The 17741-nt window shown below is 63.7% G+C and carries 20 protein-coding genes; 7 read left to right on the forward strand and 13 right to left on the reverse strand.

Features of this window, described 5'->3' with window-relative positions; genetic code table 11:
- Nucleotides 1-4: 4 nt before the first annotated feature.
- Nucleotides 5-1096 (forward strand): alkene reductase, encoded by a 1092-nt coding sequence (locus OO12_RS05505; RefSeq protein WP_034157661.1) that lies wholly within the window; start codon nucleotides 5-7, stop codon nucleotides 1094-1096.
- A gap of 470 nt (nucleotides 1097-1566) precedes the next feature.
- On the opposite strand, the gene OO12_RS05510 is transcribed toward OO12_RS05505, so the two are convergent.
- The 11 genes from OO12_RS05510 to OO12_RS05565 form a co-directional block, all read right to left on the reverse strand.
- On the reverse strand, nucleotides 1567-2952 hold the full coding sequence (locus OO12_RS05510) for a cytochrome P450 (RefSeq protein ID WP_034157662.1): 1386 nt from the start codon (nucleotides 2950-2952) through the stop codon (nucleotides 1567-1569).
- Between the two features lie 58 nt (nucleotides 2953-3010).
- Nucleotides 3011-3451: a hypothetical protein gene (locus OO12_RS05515; protein ID WP_034157663.1), complete on the reverse strand. Its 441-nt coding sequence runs from the start codon at nucleotides 3449-3451 to the stop codon at nucleotides 3011-3013.
- Nucleotide 3452: 1 nt separating this feature from the next.
- On the reverse strand, nucleotides 3453-4001 hold the full coding sequence (locus OO12_RS05520; protein ID WP_034157664.1) for a GNAT family N-acetyltransferase: 549 nt from the start codon (nucleotides 3999-4001) through the stop codon (nucleotides 3453-3455).
- Nucleotides 4001-4420, reverse strand: a complete 420-nt coding sequence (ribH, locus tag OO12_RS05525) for a 6,7-dimethyl-8-ribityllumazine synthase (RefSeq protein WP_034157665.1) — start codon at nucleotides 4418-4420, stop codon at nucleotides 4001-4003. Before ribH ends, OO12_RS05520 begins: the two co-directional genes overlap by 1 nt.
- Complete coding sequence (gene ribB / locus OO12_RS05530; RefSeq protein WP_034157958.1) at nucleotides 4420-5721, reverse strand: 3,4-dihydroxy-2-butanone-4-phosphate synthase; 1302 nt, start codon at nucleotides 5719-5721, stop codon at nucleotides 4420-4422. The genes ribH and ribB overlap by 1 nt, the downstream gene beginning before the upstream one ends.
- Nucleotides 5722-5792: 71 nt before the next feature.
- On the reverse strand, nucleotides 5793-6428 hold the full coding sequence (locus OO12_RS05535) for a riboflavin synthase (protein ID WP_034157666.1): 636 nt from the start codon (nucleotides 6426-6428) through the stop codon (nucleotides 5793-5795).
- A complete protein-coding gene (gene ribD / locus OO12_RS05540; protein WP_034157667.1) occupies nucleotides 6428-7408 on the reverse strand; it encodes a bifunctional diaminohydroxyphosphoribosylaminopyrimidine deaminase/5-amino-6-(5-phosphoribosylamino)uracil reductase RibD in 981 nt (326 codons plus the stop codon). The genes OO12_RS05535 and ribD overlap by 1 nt, the downstream gene beginning before the upstream one ends.
- Before the next feature lie 44 nt (nucleotides 7409-7452).
- The gene (locus OO12_RS05545; RefSeq protein WP_034157668.1) at nucleotides 7453-7800 is read right to left on the reverse strand and encodes a hypothetical protein; all 348 of its coding nucleotides are present in this window, start codon (nucleotides 7798-7800) and stop codon (nucleotides 7453-7455) included.
- A gap of 106 nt (nucleotides 7801-7906) precedes the next feature.
- On the reverse strand, nucleotides 7907-8575 hold the full coding sequence (locus OO12_RS05550) for an energy transducer TonB (protein ID WP_034157669.1): 669 nt from the start codon (nucleotides 8573-8575) through the stop codon (nucleotides 7907-7909).
- A 648-nt stretch (nucleotides 8576-9223) separates the two neighbouring features.
- Entirely contained in the window at nucleotides 9224-10549 is a 1326-nt protein-coding gene (locus OO12_RS05560) for a glutamate--tRNA ligase (protein WP_034157671.1), read from the reverse strand.
- 52 nt (nucleotides 10550-10601) lie between these two features.
- Nucleotides 10602-11126, reverse strand: a complete 525-nt coding sequence (locus tag OO12_RS05565; protein ID WP_034157672.1) for a YcxB family protein — start codon at nucleotides 11124-11126, stop codon at nucleotides 10602-10604.
- Between the two features lie 78 nt (nucleotides 11127-11204).
- On the opposite strand from OO12_RS05565, the gene OO12_RS05570 reads away from it, so the two are divergent.
- Nucleotides 11205-12140 (forward strand): ribose-phosphate pyrophosphokinase, encoded by a 936-nt coding sequence (locus OO12_RS05570; protein ID WP_034157673.1) that lies wholly within the window; start codon nucleotides 11205-11207, stop codon nucleotides 12138-12140.
- Nucleotides 12141-12192: 52 nt separating this feature from the next.
- Here the strand turns inward: OO12_RS05570 and OO12_RS05575 are convergent, their stop codons facing one another.
- Together OO12_RS05575 and OO12_RS05580 are read right to left on the reverse strand one after the other, a co-directional pair.
- Nucleotides 12193-12942 carry a sulfite exporter TauE/SafE family protein gene (locus OO12_RS05575; protein ID WP_034157674.1) on the reverse strand — a complete coding sequence of 250 codons (750 nt, stop codon included), beginning with the start codon at nucleotides 12940-12942 and terminating at the stop codon, nucleotides 12193-12195.
- Entirely contained in the window at nucleotides 12939-13460 is a 522-nt protein-coding gene (locus tag OO12_RS05580) for a sterol desaturase family protein (RefSeq protein ID WP_034157675.1), read from the reverse strand. The genes OO12_RS05575 and OO12_RS05580 overlap by 4 nt, the downstream gene beginning before the upstream one ends.
- A gap of 26 nt (nucleotides 13461-13486) precedes the next feature.
- Between OO12_RS05580 and OO12_RS05585 the strand changes: the two genes are divergently transcribed.
- The 5 genes from OO12_RS05585 (at nucleotide 13487) to OO12_RS05605 (ending at nucleotide 17538) form a co-directional block, all read left to right on the forward strand.
- Nucleotides 13487-13819 (forward strand): hypothetical protein, encoded by a 333-nt coding sequence (locus OO12_RS05585; protein ID WP_034157676.1) that lies wholly within the window; start codon nucleotides 13487-13489, stop codon nucleotides 13817-13819.
- A 113-nt stretch (nucleotides 13820-13932) separates the two neighbouring features.
- Nucleotides 13933-15132 (forward strand): ADP-forming succinate--CoA ligase subunit beta, encoded by a 1200-nt coding sequence (gene sucC, locus OO12_RS05590; protein WP_034157677.1) that lies wholly within the window; start codon nucleotides 13933-13935, stop codon nucleotides 15130-15132.
- Between the two features lie 43 nt (nucleotides 15133-15175).
- Nucleotides 15176-15922 (forward strand): electron transfer flavoprotein subunit beta/FixA family protein, encoded by a 747-nt coding sequence (locus tag OO12_RS05595; RefSeq protein WP_034157678.1) that lies wholly within the window; start codon nucleotides 15176-15178, stop codon nucleotides 15920-15922.
- Entirely contained in the window at nucleotides 15919-16848 is a 930-nt protein-coding gene (locus OO12_RS05600) for an electron transfer flavoprotein subunit alpha/FixB family protein (protein WP_034157679.1), read from the forward strand. The genes OO12_RS05595 and OO12_RS05600 overlap by 4 nt, the downstream gene beginning before the upstream one ends.
- A 3-nt stretch (nucleotides 16849-16851) precedes the next feature.
- Nucleotides 16852-17538 (forward strand): phytanoyl-CoA dioxygenase family protein, encoded by a 687-nt coding sequence (locus OO12_RS05605; RefSeq protein WP_034157680.1) that lies wholly within the window; start codon nucleotides 16852-16854, stop codon nucleotides 17536-17538.
- Nucleotides 17539-17741 lie beyond the last annotated feature (203 nt).

Raw genomic sequence — 17741 nt, forward strand, 5'->3', positions numbered from 1 at the left:
CGGAATGCCCAGCCTGTTTGACCCAATCCAGCTCGGGGCGATTCAATCGCCCAATCGAATCCTCATGGCGCCGATGACCCGGGGCCGCGCGACCCAGGAGGGCGTGCCGACCGCCCTGATGATCGATTATTATGCGCAGCGCGCGAGCGCCGGGCTGATCATCACTGAAGGCACCGGGGTCAGCCGCGAAGGCCTGGGCTGGCCGTTTGCGCCGGGACTATGGACCAACGAGCAGGTCGAGGCATGGAAGCCGGTCACCGGTGCGGTGCACGCAGCTGGGGGCCATATCGTCGCGCAGCTCTGGCATATGGGCCGCCAGGTTCATTCGTCGGTGATCGGTGGACAGGCGGTATCGTCATCGGCCACCACCACACCGGGCCAGGTGCATACCTATCAGGGCAAGCAGGATCACGAGACGCCGCGGCCGCTGCGGCTCGACGAGATTCCGCGCTTGCTGAACGATTATGAGCTGGCGACGCGCAACGCACTCGCGGCCGGGTTCGACGGCGTCCAGATCCATGGCGCGAACGGCTATCTGCTCGACCAGTTCCTGCGCGACAATGCCAATTTCCGCGATGACATCTATGGCGGCAGTATCGAGAATCGCGTGCGCCTGATGCGCGAAGTGGTCGAGCGCGTCGTGTCGATCGCCGGCGCCGATCGGACCTCCATCCGTCTATCGCCCAACGGCGAGTCGCAAGGCGTCGACGACAGCAATCCGACGGCCTTGTTCACAGCGGCGGCAAAGGCGCTCGACGAGATCGGCATCGCGTTCCTCGAATTGCGCGAACCCGGGTCCGAAGGCACCTTCGGCCGGACCGATGTGCCCAAGCTGTCGCCGGTGATTCGCGAGGTGTTCAGCGGCCCGCTGGTGGTCAATTCGGACTATACGACAGCCGAACAGGCCCAGGCCGTGCTCGATAGCGGCACGGCGGATGCGATCGCGTTCGGCCGGACCTTCCTGGCCAATCCCGACCTGCCGGAGCGGCTCCGCACCGGCACGCCGCTCAACGCGACGAACTGGAAGACATGGTACAGTCAGGGAGCCGAAGGCTATACCGACTATCCGACGCAGGAGAGCGTCGCGGCGGAATAGGGCTGCCCGACAGGACCTGGCGTGTTTGCGCTGGGCTGGCCCACTTGCCATTCGTTCGCCGCACCCTGTCGGAGGGGAAAACATCCCCACGCCGACAACGGTGCCGCGGCGATTCAATCAAGCAGCGTGATGACGCATTGTGAGGGTCGGACGAGACGCCGCCAGGCGCTCTCGTCCCCTCTTTGCCATGGCCGCGAAGCGCCGGACGCCTGCCGCCCCTGTTTCGATCGGAACGGCCCCTGTTATTGTCCCGGTTCCGCCCCGTTTTCAAAACAGGGGCGGCGCAGCCATATTATTGAAAACAAGCGCATATCCGGCAGCTAGACCCAACAGAACAGGGGCGAGAAAATACAAGCCCGAAAACAGGGGGTAACAGGGGCGAAACCTGGGGCGTCAACAGCTGTGACAGGTCGCCGGGACTTCAGGATTGGCCGGCATCACACTGATGTGATGACCGGCTCGAAACCGCTTCAGCTCAGCGGCACGAAGCGAAGCGGCAGTCCATCCTTTGGCCGGGGGATGGGCACGCTTTGCCAGGCGCGTCCCGATCCCGGGTCGAGCTCGATCCGGTAACGGCTGAGCAATTGCACCATCAGCAGCTTGATCTGCATCGTCGCGAAATGCAGGCCGAGGCACATATGCGCGCCGCCGCCGAACGGTACCCAGGCATATTTGTGCCGTCCCTTGCTCGCCTCGGGCGTGAAGCGCAGCGGATCGAATGTGCCCGGATCGGGCCAGAGCTCGGCCATCTGATGGGTGTGGCGGATGTTGATGCCGACAAAGGTCCCGGCGGGAATGTCGTAGCCGCCGAAACTGAAATCCTTCAATGCGCGCCTGGGCAGCGACGGCACCGGCGGGATCAACCGCAATGCTTCCTTGAAGGCATATTCGGTCAGCACCAGCCGGTCGAGCTGGGTATGCGGCACGCCGGCATCGTTGAGGCCGAGCGAGAGCACCTCCTCGCGCAACCGGTCCTGCCATTCGACATGACGCCCGAGCAGCATGACCAGGCTGGTCGCCGATGAGGTGATGGTGTCGTGCGCCGCCATCATCAGGAAATTCATGTGATCGATGATCGCGGCATCGCTCAGCAACTGCCCGTCATCATCGATCGCGCGGCAAAATTGCGAGAAGAAATCCTGTCCGCCTTCTCCCGCGGCATCGAGCGCGCGGCGTTTCGGAATCTCGCGCGCGAACATGTCCACCAGAAAGGCCCGCGCCTTGACCCCTTTGCGCATTTTCGTACCGGGCAAGGGCACGCGTATCGGGTCGATCGTCGCCTGCACTTCGTCCACGAACGCATGATTAATCTGTTCGGCTTCCGCCCCCAGCGGCATGCCGAGAAAACTCTCCGCCGCAAGATCGAGCGTCAGCGCCTTGATCGCGTCGTAGAATTTGATCCGCTTGCCCGACCAGCCCGCGACCTGACGAGCGATGCCGTCATTCATGCTGTCGGCATAATGGCGCATCGGTTCCGGCTTGAAGGCGACCGACAATGTCTTGCGGTCGGCGCGATGCTTTTCGAAATCCATCAGCATCAGCCCACGCGGAAACAGCAGGTTGAGCAACGGGCCCCAGCCCTGTTCCGATGAAAATATCTTTTCGCGGTCGAACAGCACCAGCTCATTCGCTTCGGGCCCGAGCAGCGCCAGGCTGGGACCGCCGAAGACATTGACGCGATAGACCCGCCCATAAGCCGCTTCCATGCGGCGCGAAAAAGCGATTGGATCCTTCAGCATCCGCAGCGTGCTGCCGATAAAGGGCAGGCCGTCCTCGCCGGGAATTGCCCTTAGCGCGCGCGCTGCCTGAGGCGGCAGCCAGTGGGGATTCGCCTCGTAGCTATGTGCGTAAGCCATGCCGGATCTCCTTACTTACATCAGTATAAGTAAGAGTCGGGACAATTGAAAGTCAGCGTTATGCGGTCTCGCGTTCGGCACGGTCGAGCCATGCCGTAAGAAGCCGGCGTCCCCCCTTACGCAACGCCGGGTTGAGGAGGACGAGCGGCGCGACGAGAAACCAGGGATTGGTGATCACCACCAGCGCGAACACGAACGACGCGGCGAACAGGCCGAGTTTCACGCGTCCGAGCGTCTGCATGCGACCCGGATCTAGCTTGATCGTGCGCGGCGCGCGGTCGTCGAAAAAGGGGTGAGTTGTGATCTCGGCGCTACCGTCGAAGCGGGTCTGCCTGGGCAGCGAGAGCTTTGCCGGCCCGACGAGCGGCGTCATGGACGTTCTGGCCATTGGCGATTGGGTGGGCGGGACCGGCCTGCCGCTCTCGGCCCAGGTGTCGATCACGAAAAGCCGGCGATCCTTCTCGATCACGCGGTAGCGGGATGCCGGCACCCCGCTCATCTCAGTTCATGCCTGCCGAGCGTCGCGCACGCCAGGCCGTTGCGCTCTGGCCCCAATTATCCACCGGGTCGGCTTCGAACGGCGCCGGCAGTCGGATCGGGCCACGATTGGCGCCACCGAGCCGACGCGCCAACGCGATCGACGGCGCATTGCCGGGATCGATCGAATGCATCACATCGTCCCAGCCAAGCACATCGACGGCATAGTCGATCGCTGCAACCGCCGCCTCGAACGCGAAACCCTTGCCGGCGAATTCGGGCAGCACGCCCCAGCCCACCTCGGTGCCGGGCCAGCCTTCCGGTTGCCAGGGCCCTGCCCGGCCGACCCAGCGTCCGCTGCCGCGCTCGACCAGCGCGAACATCGAAAAGCCGCGGATCGACCAGGCGCCGGCCATTGCGCACAGCCCACGCCAGGCGACGCTGCGCGGCTGCACGCCGCCGAGAAATCGCATCACGGTCTCATCGGCATGAAAGCGCGCCCAGTCCTCGAAATCCTCGGCGGCGACGGGCCGCAGGATCAGGCGTTCGGTGAACAGGACGGGCAGAGCCATCAGCCGAAGCGGCCCTTCAGCTCAAACATCGCGATCGCCGCCTTGGCCGCTTCACCGCCCTTGTCCTTCTCGGTTCGGCGCGCGCGGGCAAGCGCCTGCGCCTCATCTTCGACCGTCAGGATGCCGTTGCCGATCGCCACGCCATCCATCGACAGCGCCATCAGCCCGCGCGCGCTTTCGCCCGCCACGATCTCGAAATGATAGGTCTCGCCGCGAATCACCACGCCGAGCGCAACGAAGCCGTCATAGCCGCCACTGTCCGACGCAAGAGCGACTGCGCCAGGAATCTCCAGCGCGCCTGGCACGGTGATCGTTTCATGGCCATGGCCGGCTGCCTCGATCGCTGCACGCGCACCATCGAGCAGCAAGTCATTGAGATGATCGTAGAAGCGCGCTTCGACGATGAGAAACTTGGCCATTATTCGCCTCCGGTCCCGGGAATTGCGCGTTCGCCGACGATCGACAGGCCATAGCCGTCGAGGCCGACCAAGGTATGATGCGTGTTGGACAGCAAGACCATGTCCTGCACGCCCAGTTCGGCGAGAATCTGCGCGCCGACACCGTAATCGCGCAATTCCTCGATCTCGGGTGCGCCCGCGCCCTTCCCTTCGCCGCGCAACTTGATGAAGCGCGATACGCTGTCCTTCATCGGCCGGTTGATCACCACGATCACGCCCGATCCCGCCTCGGCGATCATTTCCATCGAGCGCGACAACAGGCCCGAGCGCTCCGACGTTTCGCCGAACATGTCGACGAACCAGGACGCGGTGTGCATCCGCACCAGCGTCGGCGCATCGGGATCGATGCGCCCCTTGACCAGCGCGATCGTCTCGTCGCCGCTGGCCTTGTTGAAGAAAGTCATCGCACGCCAGTCACCACCCCAGCGGCTCTCGAAAGTCATTTCCGCGCGCTTCTCGACCAGATGATCATGCTTGCGACGATAGGCGATCAGGTCGCGGATCGTGCCCATCTTCAGATTGTGGAGGCGAGCGAAGGCGACGAGGTCATCCATTCGCGCCATTGTGCCGTCATCCTTCATGATCTCGCAGATCACGCCCGACGGATTGAGTCCGGCGAGCCGCGCGACATCAACCGCAGCTTCGGTATGGCCGGCGCGGACCAGCACGCCACCGTCGCGCGCGACCAGCGGGAAGACATGGCCGGGGGTGACGATATCGTCCTTGCCCTTGGCCGAATCGATCGCGACCGAGATGGTCCGCGCGCGGTCGGCGGCGGAAATCCCGGTGGTCACGCCCTCGCGTGCTTCGATCGAGGTGGTGAAGGCGGTTTCGTGCCGTGTGCCATTGGCGCGGCTCATCAATTCGAGACCGAGCGCATCGACTCGCGCCTTGGTCATCGAGAGGCAAATCAGCCCGCGCCCATGAGTCGCCATGAAGTTTATCGCATCTGGCGTCGCCATTTGCGCTGGAATGATCAGATCGCCTTCATTCTCGCGATCCTCGTCATCGACCAGGATGAACATCCGGCCATTGCGCGCCTCGTCGATGATTTCCTCGATCGAGACCAGGGCGGGCGTATCGTCGTTCGAGAAGATGAAGGTTTCGAGCTTGCGCAGCGTGTCAGCCGTCGGATTCCAGTCAAGTTGGTCAAGGTCGCGCAGCGTGTTGGCGTGAAGCCCCGCAGCGCGCGCCAGACCCGATCGGGACATACCGCCGTCGGTCACCAGGCTGCGAAGTTTTTCGATCAGTTGCGTGCTCATGACCATCGCCTAAATCACATCAAGATGTGATCATTAATATGGAGATCACATTGTAATATCAAGAGCGAAGTTCAAGCGGCAGCGAGTCGCTCCTGCATCCGCGCCAGATAGCGCGCCAGCACGTCGATCTCGAGATTGACCGCGCGACCGGCGGCGAAATCGCCAAGTGCGGTCACTGCCCAAGTGTGGGGAATGATATTGAGTCCGAAGGCAGTGGTCCCATCCGACCGATCGACCACATCATTGACGGTCAGCGAGACGCCGTCGACAGTGATCGATCCCTTGGCAGCGATATAGGGCGCGATCTCGGCGGGTGCGATCACGGTGACACGATGCGAGCCGCCCTCCGGGTCGATCGCCTCGACCGTACCAATGCCATCGACATGGCCGGTGACGATATGCCCGCCCAGCTCGTCGCCCAGCTTCAGCGCACGCTCGAGATTGAGGCGCCGGCCTTCGCTCCACTGGTCGCGCGCGGTGCGGCTGATCGTTTCGCCCGAGACGTCGACCGCGAACCAGCCAGGCTCCCCCGGGCCGGATTTGTCGATGACGGTCAGACACACCCCCGAACAGGCGATTGACGCGCCCAGATCCACTGTCGCGGTGTCATAACCGGTCGAGATACGGATTTGGGTGTCGCCCCCCGTCTCGATCGCCGTGTCGATTCGCTCAATCGCGCCGATATCGGTAATGATGCCGGTGAACATTATTCTGGCTCCCTGAGGTCCGTAGCGCTCTGACGACCGTCGCGCTCGTAGACCTGGAGCTGGTCGCTGCCAAGCACCCGGCTGTCGTACAGGCGCCACAAGCCATGAGCGTCGGCGAGATCGCACAGGCCGATTTCGGGCAGCGTCAGGCCGCCTCCGACGAGAATTGGCGCACGATAGATCAGCAGGCGATCGACCAGATCGGCGGCCAGAAAAGCAGCGGCTGTCCGCACGCCCCCTTCGACCAGAAGATGGTCGACATCGGCGAGCGCCGCGATGTCGCCAGGTGTTACCAGCCGCTCCCATTCGTCCTGCGGTCCCACGGATCCGGACAGCAGGATGCGACGTGGACTGCGCGCTTCCAGCCCGGCCACGCGCACGTTGAGCGTCGGAGCATCGGCTTGCCAGGTACCGCGCCCGACCAGAATCGCCTCGTGCCGGGCGCGTTCGACATGGGCATGCGCGCGCGCTTCGGGTCCGGTGATCCACTGGCTCGACCCATTAGCCAGCGCCACCGCGCCATCGAGCGACATCGCCAGTTTTAGCGAGACGAACGGCCGGCCCAACGCCCGCCGGGTCATGAATCCTGCCATCGACCGCCATGCCGCCCGCTCGGCCATGTCCATCACGACCTCGATCCCCGCGTCGCGCAAACGATCCGCGCCCAGGCCGTCAGTGCGTGGATCGGGATCGCGCACGCCGACAACCACACGTGCAACTCCCGCCGCAATCAGCGAGTCGGCGCAGGCAGGCCCGCGCGGCGAAGCGTGCGCACAGGGTTCGAGCGTTACATAGCAAGTCGCGCTATGCGCGGCGTCACCTGCCGCCGCCAGCGCCATCGCTTCCGCATGAGGGCGACCAGCGGGCTGAGTCCAGCCACGTCCGACGACGCGCCCATCGCGGACGATGACGCAACCGACATTGGGATTGGGCGCGGTGCGACCGCGGCCTCGCTCAGCGAGCGCAAGCGCCGCCGTCATCCAGCGCGCATCAGCCCCTCGCCCGCGCGTTTGCGCTGCAATAGTCAGATGCCGAGCTTTTCGAGCTTGCGGTCGAGGCGCTTGAAATCTTCCTGGGTCTTTTTGCGCTGCGCCTCTTCATCGGCCTTGCGCTTGGCCTCGATCGGCGCATCGATCTTCTGCTGCGCGCGGATTTCGGCATCGGTGCGCGATGCGGGCCATTGCTGAACGTAGATGATGTTGGGCCGATAGACCCGCTCTTCATGGCTATCGATCGTGAAGCCGACCAGAATCACCCCGAACAGCGCGACCGACAGCAGCAGGAAGCCGAGTTCATGGGGCCGCCGCTGGCGCAGGAAATCGCGCAGGTCGTTGACTGCGCGGAACATGTTGAAGTGACGAAGGACGCTCATGGCAGCGAAGATAGGCGCGTGGGGACGGCGATGCCAGCCCCACGCGCCTGTGGATCAGGACGGTGCCACAGGAGAGTTGAGCCTGCACCGTCCTGCCCCAATATGCTCAACCGTCCTCGTTGAGCACAAAGCTGACGCTGAGAGTTTGCCATGATTCCTGCGCAACACCATCGCGCATTGCGGGTTTGAAGCGCCATTTGCTCAGCGCCTGGCGCTCGGTCACTTCGAAAAAGGCGTCGCTCGCCGCGCTGACCTTCTCGACTCGCTTCACGCGGCCGTCAGTGCCGATCAGCACGCGCACCGTGACGCGGCCTTCATTGCCTGCCCGACGCTCGCCCGCCGGATAGGTCGGTTGGAACACACCGGCATATCTTGGATCACGTACGGCACCGGTAAGCACCGCGACATGCGGCGGATCAAAGGTGACGGTTCCCGTAACACCAGTGCCGGGGACGAAGGGCGGCTCAACGACCGTCGTGCCGCTGACGACATTGTTCGACTGGGTCGGCATGATCGGATCGGGGTTCACCGGCCGCTCGGGTAGCGCCTGCTGGATTACCCTTGTTTCCACCTTCGGCTTGATCTCAGGTTTAATCGGATCAGGCGGCGGCGGTACGTCGATTGGAATGTTCGTGACATTCAAGATCGTATCGACACCAGTCTTCAATTGGGGAGTCGAGAAAATCAGTGCGGCGAGAATCGCGCCGTTCAATCCGATTGCGACAGTCAGCGAACCGGGCTTGATCCCGGTCTTGCCATAGCGATCCGCATACATTGGCCGTCTCCATCATCTCCTTGAGTGTACCGCCCCGGTCTGGCGCCGGATTGTTGATGGGATGATACAACGTAACTTCTCAAGCTGTCAATGACATAACGTTACACCGCCGTAATGCCACGCCCCGTCGCACGTCGGGGTTCCGTCTCAGCATTCGGACCATGTGAGAGGCTGGTCATTCTGCACGATGGTCGATGGCAGAGCGGGCGATCGCAGCTTGGGCCAGTTGAACCCTTTCGCGCGGGCCCCGATGGACCGACGCGCCGCGCCCGAGCGGGTGGTGCCGACCGAGGGCCGCGAGCGTATCCCCGTTCCTGCAAACGTGACCCCGTTCTTCGGTCCAGCGGCCTTGCACAGCGGCACCGCCGGCACATACTCGAAGAGTGGGATATTGCGTGTCTGCAATATCGTTGCTGGCTCAAAGGCGAACACACGGGGTATCGAAGAGACCAAAGCGGCCACGATCATGCCACAGGAGGCAATGGCCAGCCCAAGTGAGCCAAGCCTGATCCCAGGACCACCGCTGCGATTCATGTACATCGATAGCCCCCTCAAGCTCGCTTGCAGCGACGAATCTAGTTGGGATATATCATTACATGTCAGGCATCAAGGAAAGGCGCTTCTCCGGGAGAACACAAGCCATGCCATCTATGCCGCAAGCCGCTCCATCGCGCGTACGCGGCCAATCAACGGCAGCAGCGTCGCCATGTCCGGACCGTGATCACGCCCGGTCAGCGCACGGCGCAGCGGCAGGAACAGCGCCTTGCCGCCCCGACCACTGGATGCCTTCAACGCGGCGGTCAGCGTATGCCAGGGGTCGGCACTCCAATCGAGATTGCCCGCGACGCGTGCGGCCTCGGCCAGGAAGTCACGGTCGGCTTCTTCGGTCACCGACTCGACCGGTCCCTCAATCACGCGCCACCAGTCAGCCGCCTCGGCGATGATCGCCAGATTGGGACGCACCGCTTCCCATCCGGCGCGGCCCATGCCGGGCGGCAGCCGATCGGCCACGCTGTCGAAATCCAGACCATGGATGATACGGGTATTGACCGCGGCCAGCTCGGCATCGTCGAAACGCGCCGGCGCACGTCCAAAACGCGCGAAGTCGAAGCTGGCGATCAGCGGCGCGGCATCGGCGATCGGCTCGACCGGATCGCTGGTGCCGAGCCGTGCGAGCAATGCGCGAATCGCCTGCGGCTCGATGCCCTGATTGCGAAACGACGCGACGCCGAGCGAACCGAGCCGCTTCGACAATTTACCTTCGCTGCCGACCAGCAATGCCTCATGCGCGAAAGCAGGCGGCGTTGCCTCCATCGCGGCGAACATCTGCAACTGCAGCGCGGTGTTCGACACATGGTCCTCGCCGCGCACGACATGAGTCACGCCCATATCGACATCGTCGATCGCTGACGGGAGCATATAGAGCCAGGATCCGTCAGCGCGGCGAATCACCGGATCGCTCATCGTCGTCGGGTCAAAACGCTGATGGCCACGGATCAGATCGTCCCATTCGATTGCCGCCGAATGGTCGAGCCTGAACCGCCAGTGCGGACGTACCCCGTCCGCCTCCAGCGCGGCGCGATCATCGTCGCTCAGCGCCAGCGCGGCGCGGTCATAGACCGGCGGCAGGCCGCGTCCGGCGGCAATCTTGCGTTTCAGGTCGAGTTCCTGCGCGGTTTCATAAGCCGGATAGATATGCCCCGCATCGCGCAACGCCGCGAAGCGCGTCTCGTACAGGGAAAAGCGCGCCGATTGTCGCTCCTCGCCATCGCGCGCCAGCCCGAGCCAATCAAGGTCGGCGCGGATGGCGGTGACGAATGCCTCCTCGCTGCGTTCGGCATCGGTATCGTCGATGCGCAGCCAGAACTGCCCGCCATTCTTCTGCGCCCACAACCAGTTATGCAGTGCAGTGCGGATATTGCCGACGTGCAGGGTGCCGGTCGGGCTGGGCGCGAAACGGGTGATGACGGTCATATGCGTCGCTTAAGGTCGATAGTCATGAGCCGCAACCGGCGATCGGCGCGGCTTACCCGCCTGCGCGCGCCGCCTGTACCGAAGTGCGAAGGTCGACCAGCTGGTCGGGCGAGAGCGCGCGTTTCGGGATAAAATGATACAGCTGGTCGTTGAGAAAGAAGATGAAAGCCGCCCGCCCCTCGGCCCAGGCATGATAATCCGTCCAGGCGATCATGCTTGTTCCGACATCGGACCTGGTGTCGGTGCCAGCGTCATCCCAGCGAAAGACGAAATCATGCTCCAGGGTGCGCTGCTGGCGAAAAAGCCGCGTCGCGCGGCGCGGTAGCAACGCATAGCTTATCAGCATGAGCATGGTCATGAGGATGAGGAAACCGGCCATCATGCCGAAGACGAACAGCAGCCGGTAACCGAGACTGGAGTCATCCCAGGTAATGAGCACGCCGCCGAACGCCACAAGCGCCGTGATGATCGACAGGCGGATGGAGAAGCGGGGCTTGCGCAAGGCGTGCATGTACCAGACACGCGCCGCTGCGATATAATCGTCGACATTAGGCCGAAAGCTGGTCTCTCCGGGCATCGTCGCACTCCTGCCTTTCGATTTCTCTAGCTCGCCTCTAAGAGACGCTCAATCGGCGAGCAAAAAGGGCGGCCCAAAATGAAGTTACTGACCGGCAATTCGAACCTGCCGCTGGCGCGCGACGTCGCCGCCTATCTCGAGATCGCACTGACCCAGGCGAGCGTGCGACGCTTCGCCGACGAGGAAGTGTTCGTCGAGATCCATGAGAATGTGCGCGGCGAGGACGTCTTCGTGCTGCAATCGACCGGTTATCCGGCGAACGACAATCTGATGGAGCTGCTGATCTGCATCGATGCGCTGAAACGCGCCTCGGCCAAGCGCATCACCGCCGTGGTGCCCTATTTCGGCTATGCCCGGCAGGACCGCAAACCCGGCCCGCGCACCCCGATCTCGGCCAAGCTGGTCGCCAATCTGATCACTGTCGCGGGCGCCGACCGCGTGCTCTCAGTCGATCTCCACGCCGGGCAGATCCAGGGGTTCTTCGATATTCCGACCGACAATCTCTACGGCGCGCCGGTGATGTCGGCGGACATTCTGACTCGGTTCGGGGACCGCAACCTGATGGTCGTCTCACCCGACGTGGGCGGCGTGGTGCGCGCCCGGGCGCTGGCCAAGCGGCTCAACAACGCGCCGCTGGCAATCGTCGACAAACGCCGCGAACGCGCCGGCGAATCCGAGGTGATGAACATCATCGGTGACGTCGAGGGGCGCTTCTGCATCCTGATCGACGATATCGTCGATTCGGCCGGCACCTTGTGCAATGCCGCCGCCGCGCTGAAGGAAGCTGGCGCAGAGGGCGTCGTCGCCTATGTCACGCATGGCGTGCTGTCGGGCGGTGCCGTCGCGCGGGTCGAGGGATCGGCGCTTGAGGAACTGGTGATCACCGATTCGATCGGTAGCCATGACGTGATCAAGGACGCCAAGCGCATCCGCCATCTGACCATCGCCCCGCTCCTCGGCGAGGCGATCAAGCGGATCGCGGACGAAAGCTCGGTGTCGTCGCTGTTCGATTGAGCCGCGTCATATCGTAGAGATCCCACCTCCGTTCGGTTCGAGCGGAGAGAGATCAGGTCAGCGCATCCCAGATGAGCTTCACCCCGACCAGCATCATCAGCGCATAGATCGCGCTGTAGAAGCGGTCGGGCGCGACACGGCGAACCAACCACACGCCGGCCAACGTGGAGGCGATCGCCACCGGCAGCAACAGCCCCGCCACGACGAGATTGTCATGGCTGAACTGGCCCAGCGCCCAATAGGCCGGCACCTTCGCCCAATTGACCGCAGCGAAGAAGATCGCGGTCGTGCCAATCAGCACGTCGCGGTCGAACCGGCGCGGCAACACCCAGACCTGGAATGGCGGCTGCCCGGCATGGGCGATCTGGCTGGTGAAGCCCGAAGCGACGCCGCACAGCATCCCGACCCAACCAGGCGAGCGGGACGAGGCGCGAAGCGTGCCACCCCGCTCGACCCACAGCCGATAGCCGCCGAACAGCAGCGAGATCGCGCCGACCAGCCCGAGCACTGCGTCGGCCGACACCTGCGCGGCGAACAGATAGCCAAGGCAGATACCGATCGCCGCACCCGGCAACATCCAGGCCAGCACATAGCCGTCCCAGCTTTTGCGAAACGCCCACAAGCTCACCACGTCCTGCACGATCAGGATCGGCAACAGGATCGCCGCCGCACGCACCGGCGAGATCGCCAGCGCCATGATCGGCAGCGACAGGGCGCCCATGCCGGCAAACCCGCCCTTGGACAGGCCGAGCAGAATCACGGCCGGCACCGCGAGCGCGAAGAACCAGGCGCTTTCGGTCAATCGACGGGAACGGTGTCCGGCCGCCCGGCGGGCGCGCGGACCCCGGCATGCTGACGGCGCTTGAGTTCGGCCTTCAGCACTTCCGGTTTCGGCGCCCAGAGGAAACCGAAGCTGACCGTGCCGGCCTTGGTCTCGACGACATGGTGGAGCCGGTGCGCCTGGATGATGCGCTTCATATAGGATGACTTGGGCAAGTAGCGCGTCGCGATACGGCGATGGACGATGACGTCATGGAAGCCGAAATAGATCGCACCGTACCCAGCGATGCCCGCCCCGATCCAGATGAAGCCGGGCCACCAGCCAAGCTGTGCGCCGCCGAGCAGCAGCACGAATGACGGGATGGCGAAAATCACCGCATAAAGATCATTCAGCTCCCAATTGCCGGTGCGCGGGCGATGATGGCTTTCGTGCAGGAACCAGCCGACGCCGTGCATCACCCAGCGATGCGCGACATAGGCGACGACTTCCATCACGAGGATCGTCGCGAAAAATAGCGGCAGGCCGGTTGTCCAATGCATGCCGCGCGATATAGCGGGCGCCCCGAATGATTGCGAGGCCGTCGATGCGCCATCCGTTGCTGCTCTCCACGCTGCTGCTTCCAGCCCTGGCCCTCGCCGCCTGTTCGACGCCGGAGACGCTGACCCGTGATGGCCTGATCAAGGCCGGAGTCCCTGCGCCGATCGCGAAATGCATGGCGGGGCGCATGGTCGATCGGCTGTCGGTCCTCCAGCTTCGACGCCTGTCGGGCCTGGGCAAGGCGAAGCAATCGCGCGATCTCGAACAGTTCCTCTATCGGGCGCGCTCGCTCAACGATCCGGAGATCGTCCGCGTGACCACCAGTTCCGCGGCGCTTTGTGCCGTCGGGCTCGGAGACTGATCCGCAGGGCTCATGCCGTAGCCAAGGGGTGGATTCGTCTCCCACCCTGTGCTTAAGGCCCCATGCAACATTGATTTTGCCACATCAGATTTTCGAAAGGCGCTGACGGCCCCATGAACATCCACGAATATCAGGCGAAGGAATTGCTCGCCAAGTTCGGCGTCCCGGTTCCCGCCGGTTTCGCCGCCCTCACCGTGGACGAAGCGGTCGCCGCTGCGGCCAAGCTGCCCGGACCGCTTTATGTCGTAAAGGCACAGATCCATGCCGGTGGACGCGGCAAGGGCAAGTTCAAGGAACTCGGCCCCGACGCCAAGGGCGGTGTTCGCCTGGCGAAAACCGCCGATGAGGTTCGTGCCGCGGCGACCGACATGCTCGGCAACACGCTGGTGACGATCCAGACCGGCGAGCATGGCAAGCAGGTCAATCGCCTGTACGTCACCGACGGCGTCGACATCGCCAAGGAATTCTACCTCGCGCTGCTGGTCAACCGCGCATCGGGCCGCATCTCGATGGTCGTGTCGACCGAAGGCGGCATGGACATCGAGACCGTCGCGCACGACACGCCGGAAAAGATCCAGACCTTCGACATCGACCCGGCGACCGGCTTCATGCCGCATCACGGCCGCGCCGTCGCCAATGCGCTGGGCCTTGAGGGCGACCTTGCCAAGCAGGCCGCATCGACCGCCTCCAAGCTGTATGACGCGTTCCTCGGCACCGATGCCGAGCAGATCGAAATCAACCCGCTCGCCGTCACCGATGACGGGCAGTTGCTGGTGCTCGACGCCAAGGTCGGCTTCGACGGCAATGCGATGTTCCGTCACCCCGACCTGATGGCGCTGCGCGACGAGAGCGAAGAGGATCCGGCCGAGCTCGAAGCCTCGAAGTATGACCTGGCTTACATCAAGCTCGACGGCGATATCGGCTGCATGGTCAATGGCGCCGGCCTCGCCATGGCGACGATGGACATCATCAAGCTCAACGGCATGTTTCCGGCCAATTTCCTCGACGTCGGCGGCGGCGCTTCGAAGGAAAAGGTGACCGCAGCGTTCAAGATCATTCTCGCCGATCCGGCGGTGAAGGGCATATTGGTCAACATCTTCGGCGGCATCATGAAGTGCGACATCATCGCCGACGGCATCGTCGCGGCGGCGAAGGAAGTGAACCTTTCGGTGCCGCTGGTGGTTCGCCTCGAAGGCACCAATGTCGAGGAAGGCAAGCGCATCCTCTCGACCTCGGGCCTGGCGATCGTTCCCGCCAATGATCTGGGTGACGCGGCGCGCAAGATCGTCGCCGAAGTCAAAGCTGCAGCCTGACTTTTCCTCCCCAGGAACGGAACAGGAAGACGGAGAAGTTGCAATGAAGGTGCTGGTGCCGGTCAAGCGCGTGCTTGATTACAATGTGAAACCCCGCGTGAAAGCGGACGGGACGGGCGTCGATCTGGCGAACGTCAAGATGAGCATGAACCCGTTCGACGAGATCGCAGTCGAAGAGGCGATCCGCCTGAAGGACAAGGGTGTCACCGAGATCGTCGTGGTGTCGATCGGCGAGCAAAAGGCGCAGGAAACGCTGCGCACCGCGCTCGCCATGGGCGCCGACCGCGCGATCCTGATCGTGTCGGAAGAGAAGGTCGAGCCGCTCGGCGTGGCCAAGCTGCTCGCCAAGATCGTCGAGGAAGAAAAGCCCGACCTGGTGATCCTCGGCAAGCAGGCGATCGACGACGACAATAACCAGACCGGCCAGATGCTCGCCGGCCTGCTTGGCGTCGGCCAGGCGACCTTCGCGTCGAAGGTCGAGCTCGCATCGGACAGCGTCACGGTGACGCGCGAAGTCGATGGCGGGTCGGAGACCGAGAAGCTCTCACTCCCTGCGATCATCACCACCGATCTGCGCCTCAACGAGCCGCGCTATGCGTCGCTGCCCAACATCATGAAGGCCAAGTCCAAGCCGCTCGCGCAGAAGACCCCGGCCGATTATGGCGTCGATGTTTCTCCGCGCCTGACCACGCTGAAAGTGGTCGAGCCCGCCAAGCGCACCGCCGGCGTCAAGGTCGCCGATGTCGATGAACTGGTCGCTAAACTCAAGGCGATGGGAGTCGCGAAATGAAGACGCTCGTCTGGGTCGAACATGACGGCAAGGTCGTCAAGGATGCCACGCTGGCCGTGGTCACCGCCGCCTCGAAGCTCGGCGACGTTCATCTGCTCGTCGCCGGTTCTGGCGTCGATGCGGTGGCCGCCGAAGCCGCCAAGATCGCCGGCGTGGGCAAGGTCCATGTCGCCGATGACGCGGCCTATGCCCATGCGCTGGCCGAGAATGTCGCGCCTTTGGTCGTGTCGCTGATGGGCGATCATGACGCGTTCCTCGTGCCTGCCACGTCGAACGGCAAGAACATCGCGCCGCGTGTCGCCGCCCTGCTCGACGTGATGCAGATCAGCGACATCCTGTCGGTCGAGAGCGAGGATACTTTCACGCGCCCGATCTATGCCGGCAACGCGATCGCCACGGTGCAGACCAAGGACGCGAAGAAGGTCATTTCGGTACGCGGCACCGCGTTTGAAAAGGCCGCGACCTCGGGTGGGTCGGGCACGATCGAGGCGGTCGCATCGACCGGTGAGAAGGGCCTGTCGACCTATGTCGGCAGCGAGATCGCCAAGTCGGAGCGTCCCGAACTGACCAGCGCGAAGATCATCGTGTCGGGTGGCCGCGCGCTGCAGAATTCGGAAAACTTCCATTCGATCATCGAACCGCTCGCCGACAAGCTTGGCGCGGGTGTCGGCGCGTCGCGTGCCGCGGTCGACGCTGGTTATGTCCCGAACGACTATCAGGTCGGCCAGACCGGCAAGATCGTCGCCCCGGAAGTCTATATCGCGATCGGCATTTCCGGCGCGATCCAGCATCTCGCGGGCATGAAGGATTCGAAGACGATCATCGCGATCAACAAGGACGAGGACGCACCGATCTTCCAGGTCGCGGACATCGGCCTGGTCGGCGACCTGTTCAAGATCGTACCGGAGCTGACCGAAAAGCTCTGATCCTTGGATTCGACGCTCGAACAAAATGGGGCGGTGCGACTGAGTCGCGCCGCCCTTTCGATTCTGGGCGTGCTCGACGATCTGGCGAATCGCCAGCCACGGGACCGTGCGGGGATCAGGTTGCGGGGGATCGCAGCGCTCACACCGCTGGTGACGAAGGACGGGCCGCTCGGCGCGCTCGCCGCCCAGGAACTCGGCAACGGATGCCGGCCGGTACGTGCGATCCTGTTCGACAAGACGGAAGCGGCCAACTGGGCGCTGGGCTGGCATCAGGATCGCACGATCGTCGTGCGCGAGCGGCATGAAACGCCGGGGTTCGGGCCATGGACGATCAAGGCCGGGATGATCCATGTCGCGCCACCGGCCGATCTTCTCGCCGGCATGGTGACGATGCGCGTGCATCTCGACGATGTGCCGGCGGACAATGCGCCACTGCTGATCGCGCCAGGGTCGCATCAGCTGGGCCGAATCGCGGAAGCGGAGATCGACCGCGTGGCGGCACGGTGCGGCACGATTGCGTGCCTGGCCGAGCGGGGTGATGTGTGGCTGTACGCGACGCTGATCCTGCATGCGTCGGCGGCGGCAGCCCGACCGGCACGACGCCGCGTGCTGCAAATCGACTTTGCCGCGAACGACCTGCCCGGTGAGCTCGAATGGCTCGGACTCCGCGGCGGCGATGCCGCGCCGTAGCGCCGATTTTCCCGCAGCTGCGGGAGGTGCTGCGGGAAAATGCCTTTTTGAGCGTTCTGCGGGAATCTGCGGGAAAAGCTGCGGGAATTTTGATGGATCCGCACGGGAGTTTTTCCGCTGCGCTGCGGGAATAACGGGAAATGGCGGTGATCTGGTCATGTCAGGCTCGGGCTTTGCTCGATTCAAATGGTTTGCCGAACGAG

Source organism: Sphingomonas sp. ERG5 (assembly GCF_000803065.1).
Taxonomy (GTDB): domain Bacteria; phylum Pseudomonadota; class Alphaproteobacteria; order Sphingomonadales; family Sphingomonadaceae; genus Sphingomonas.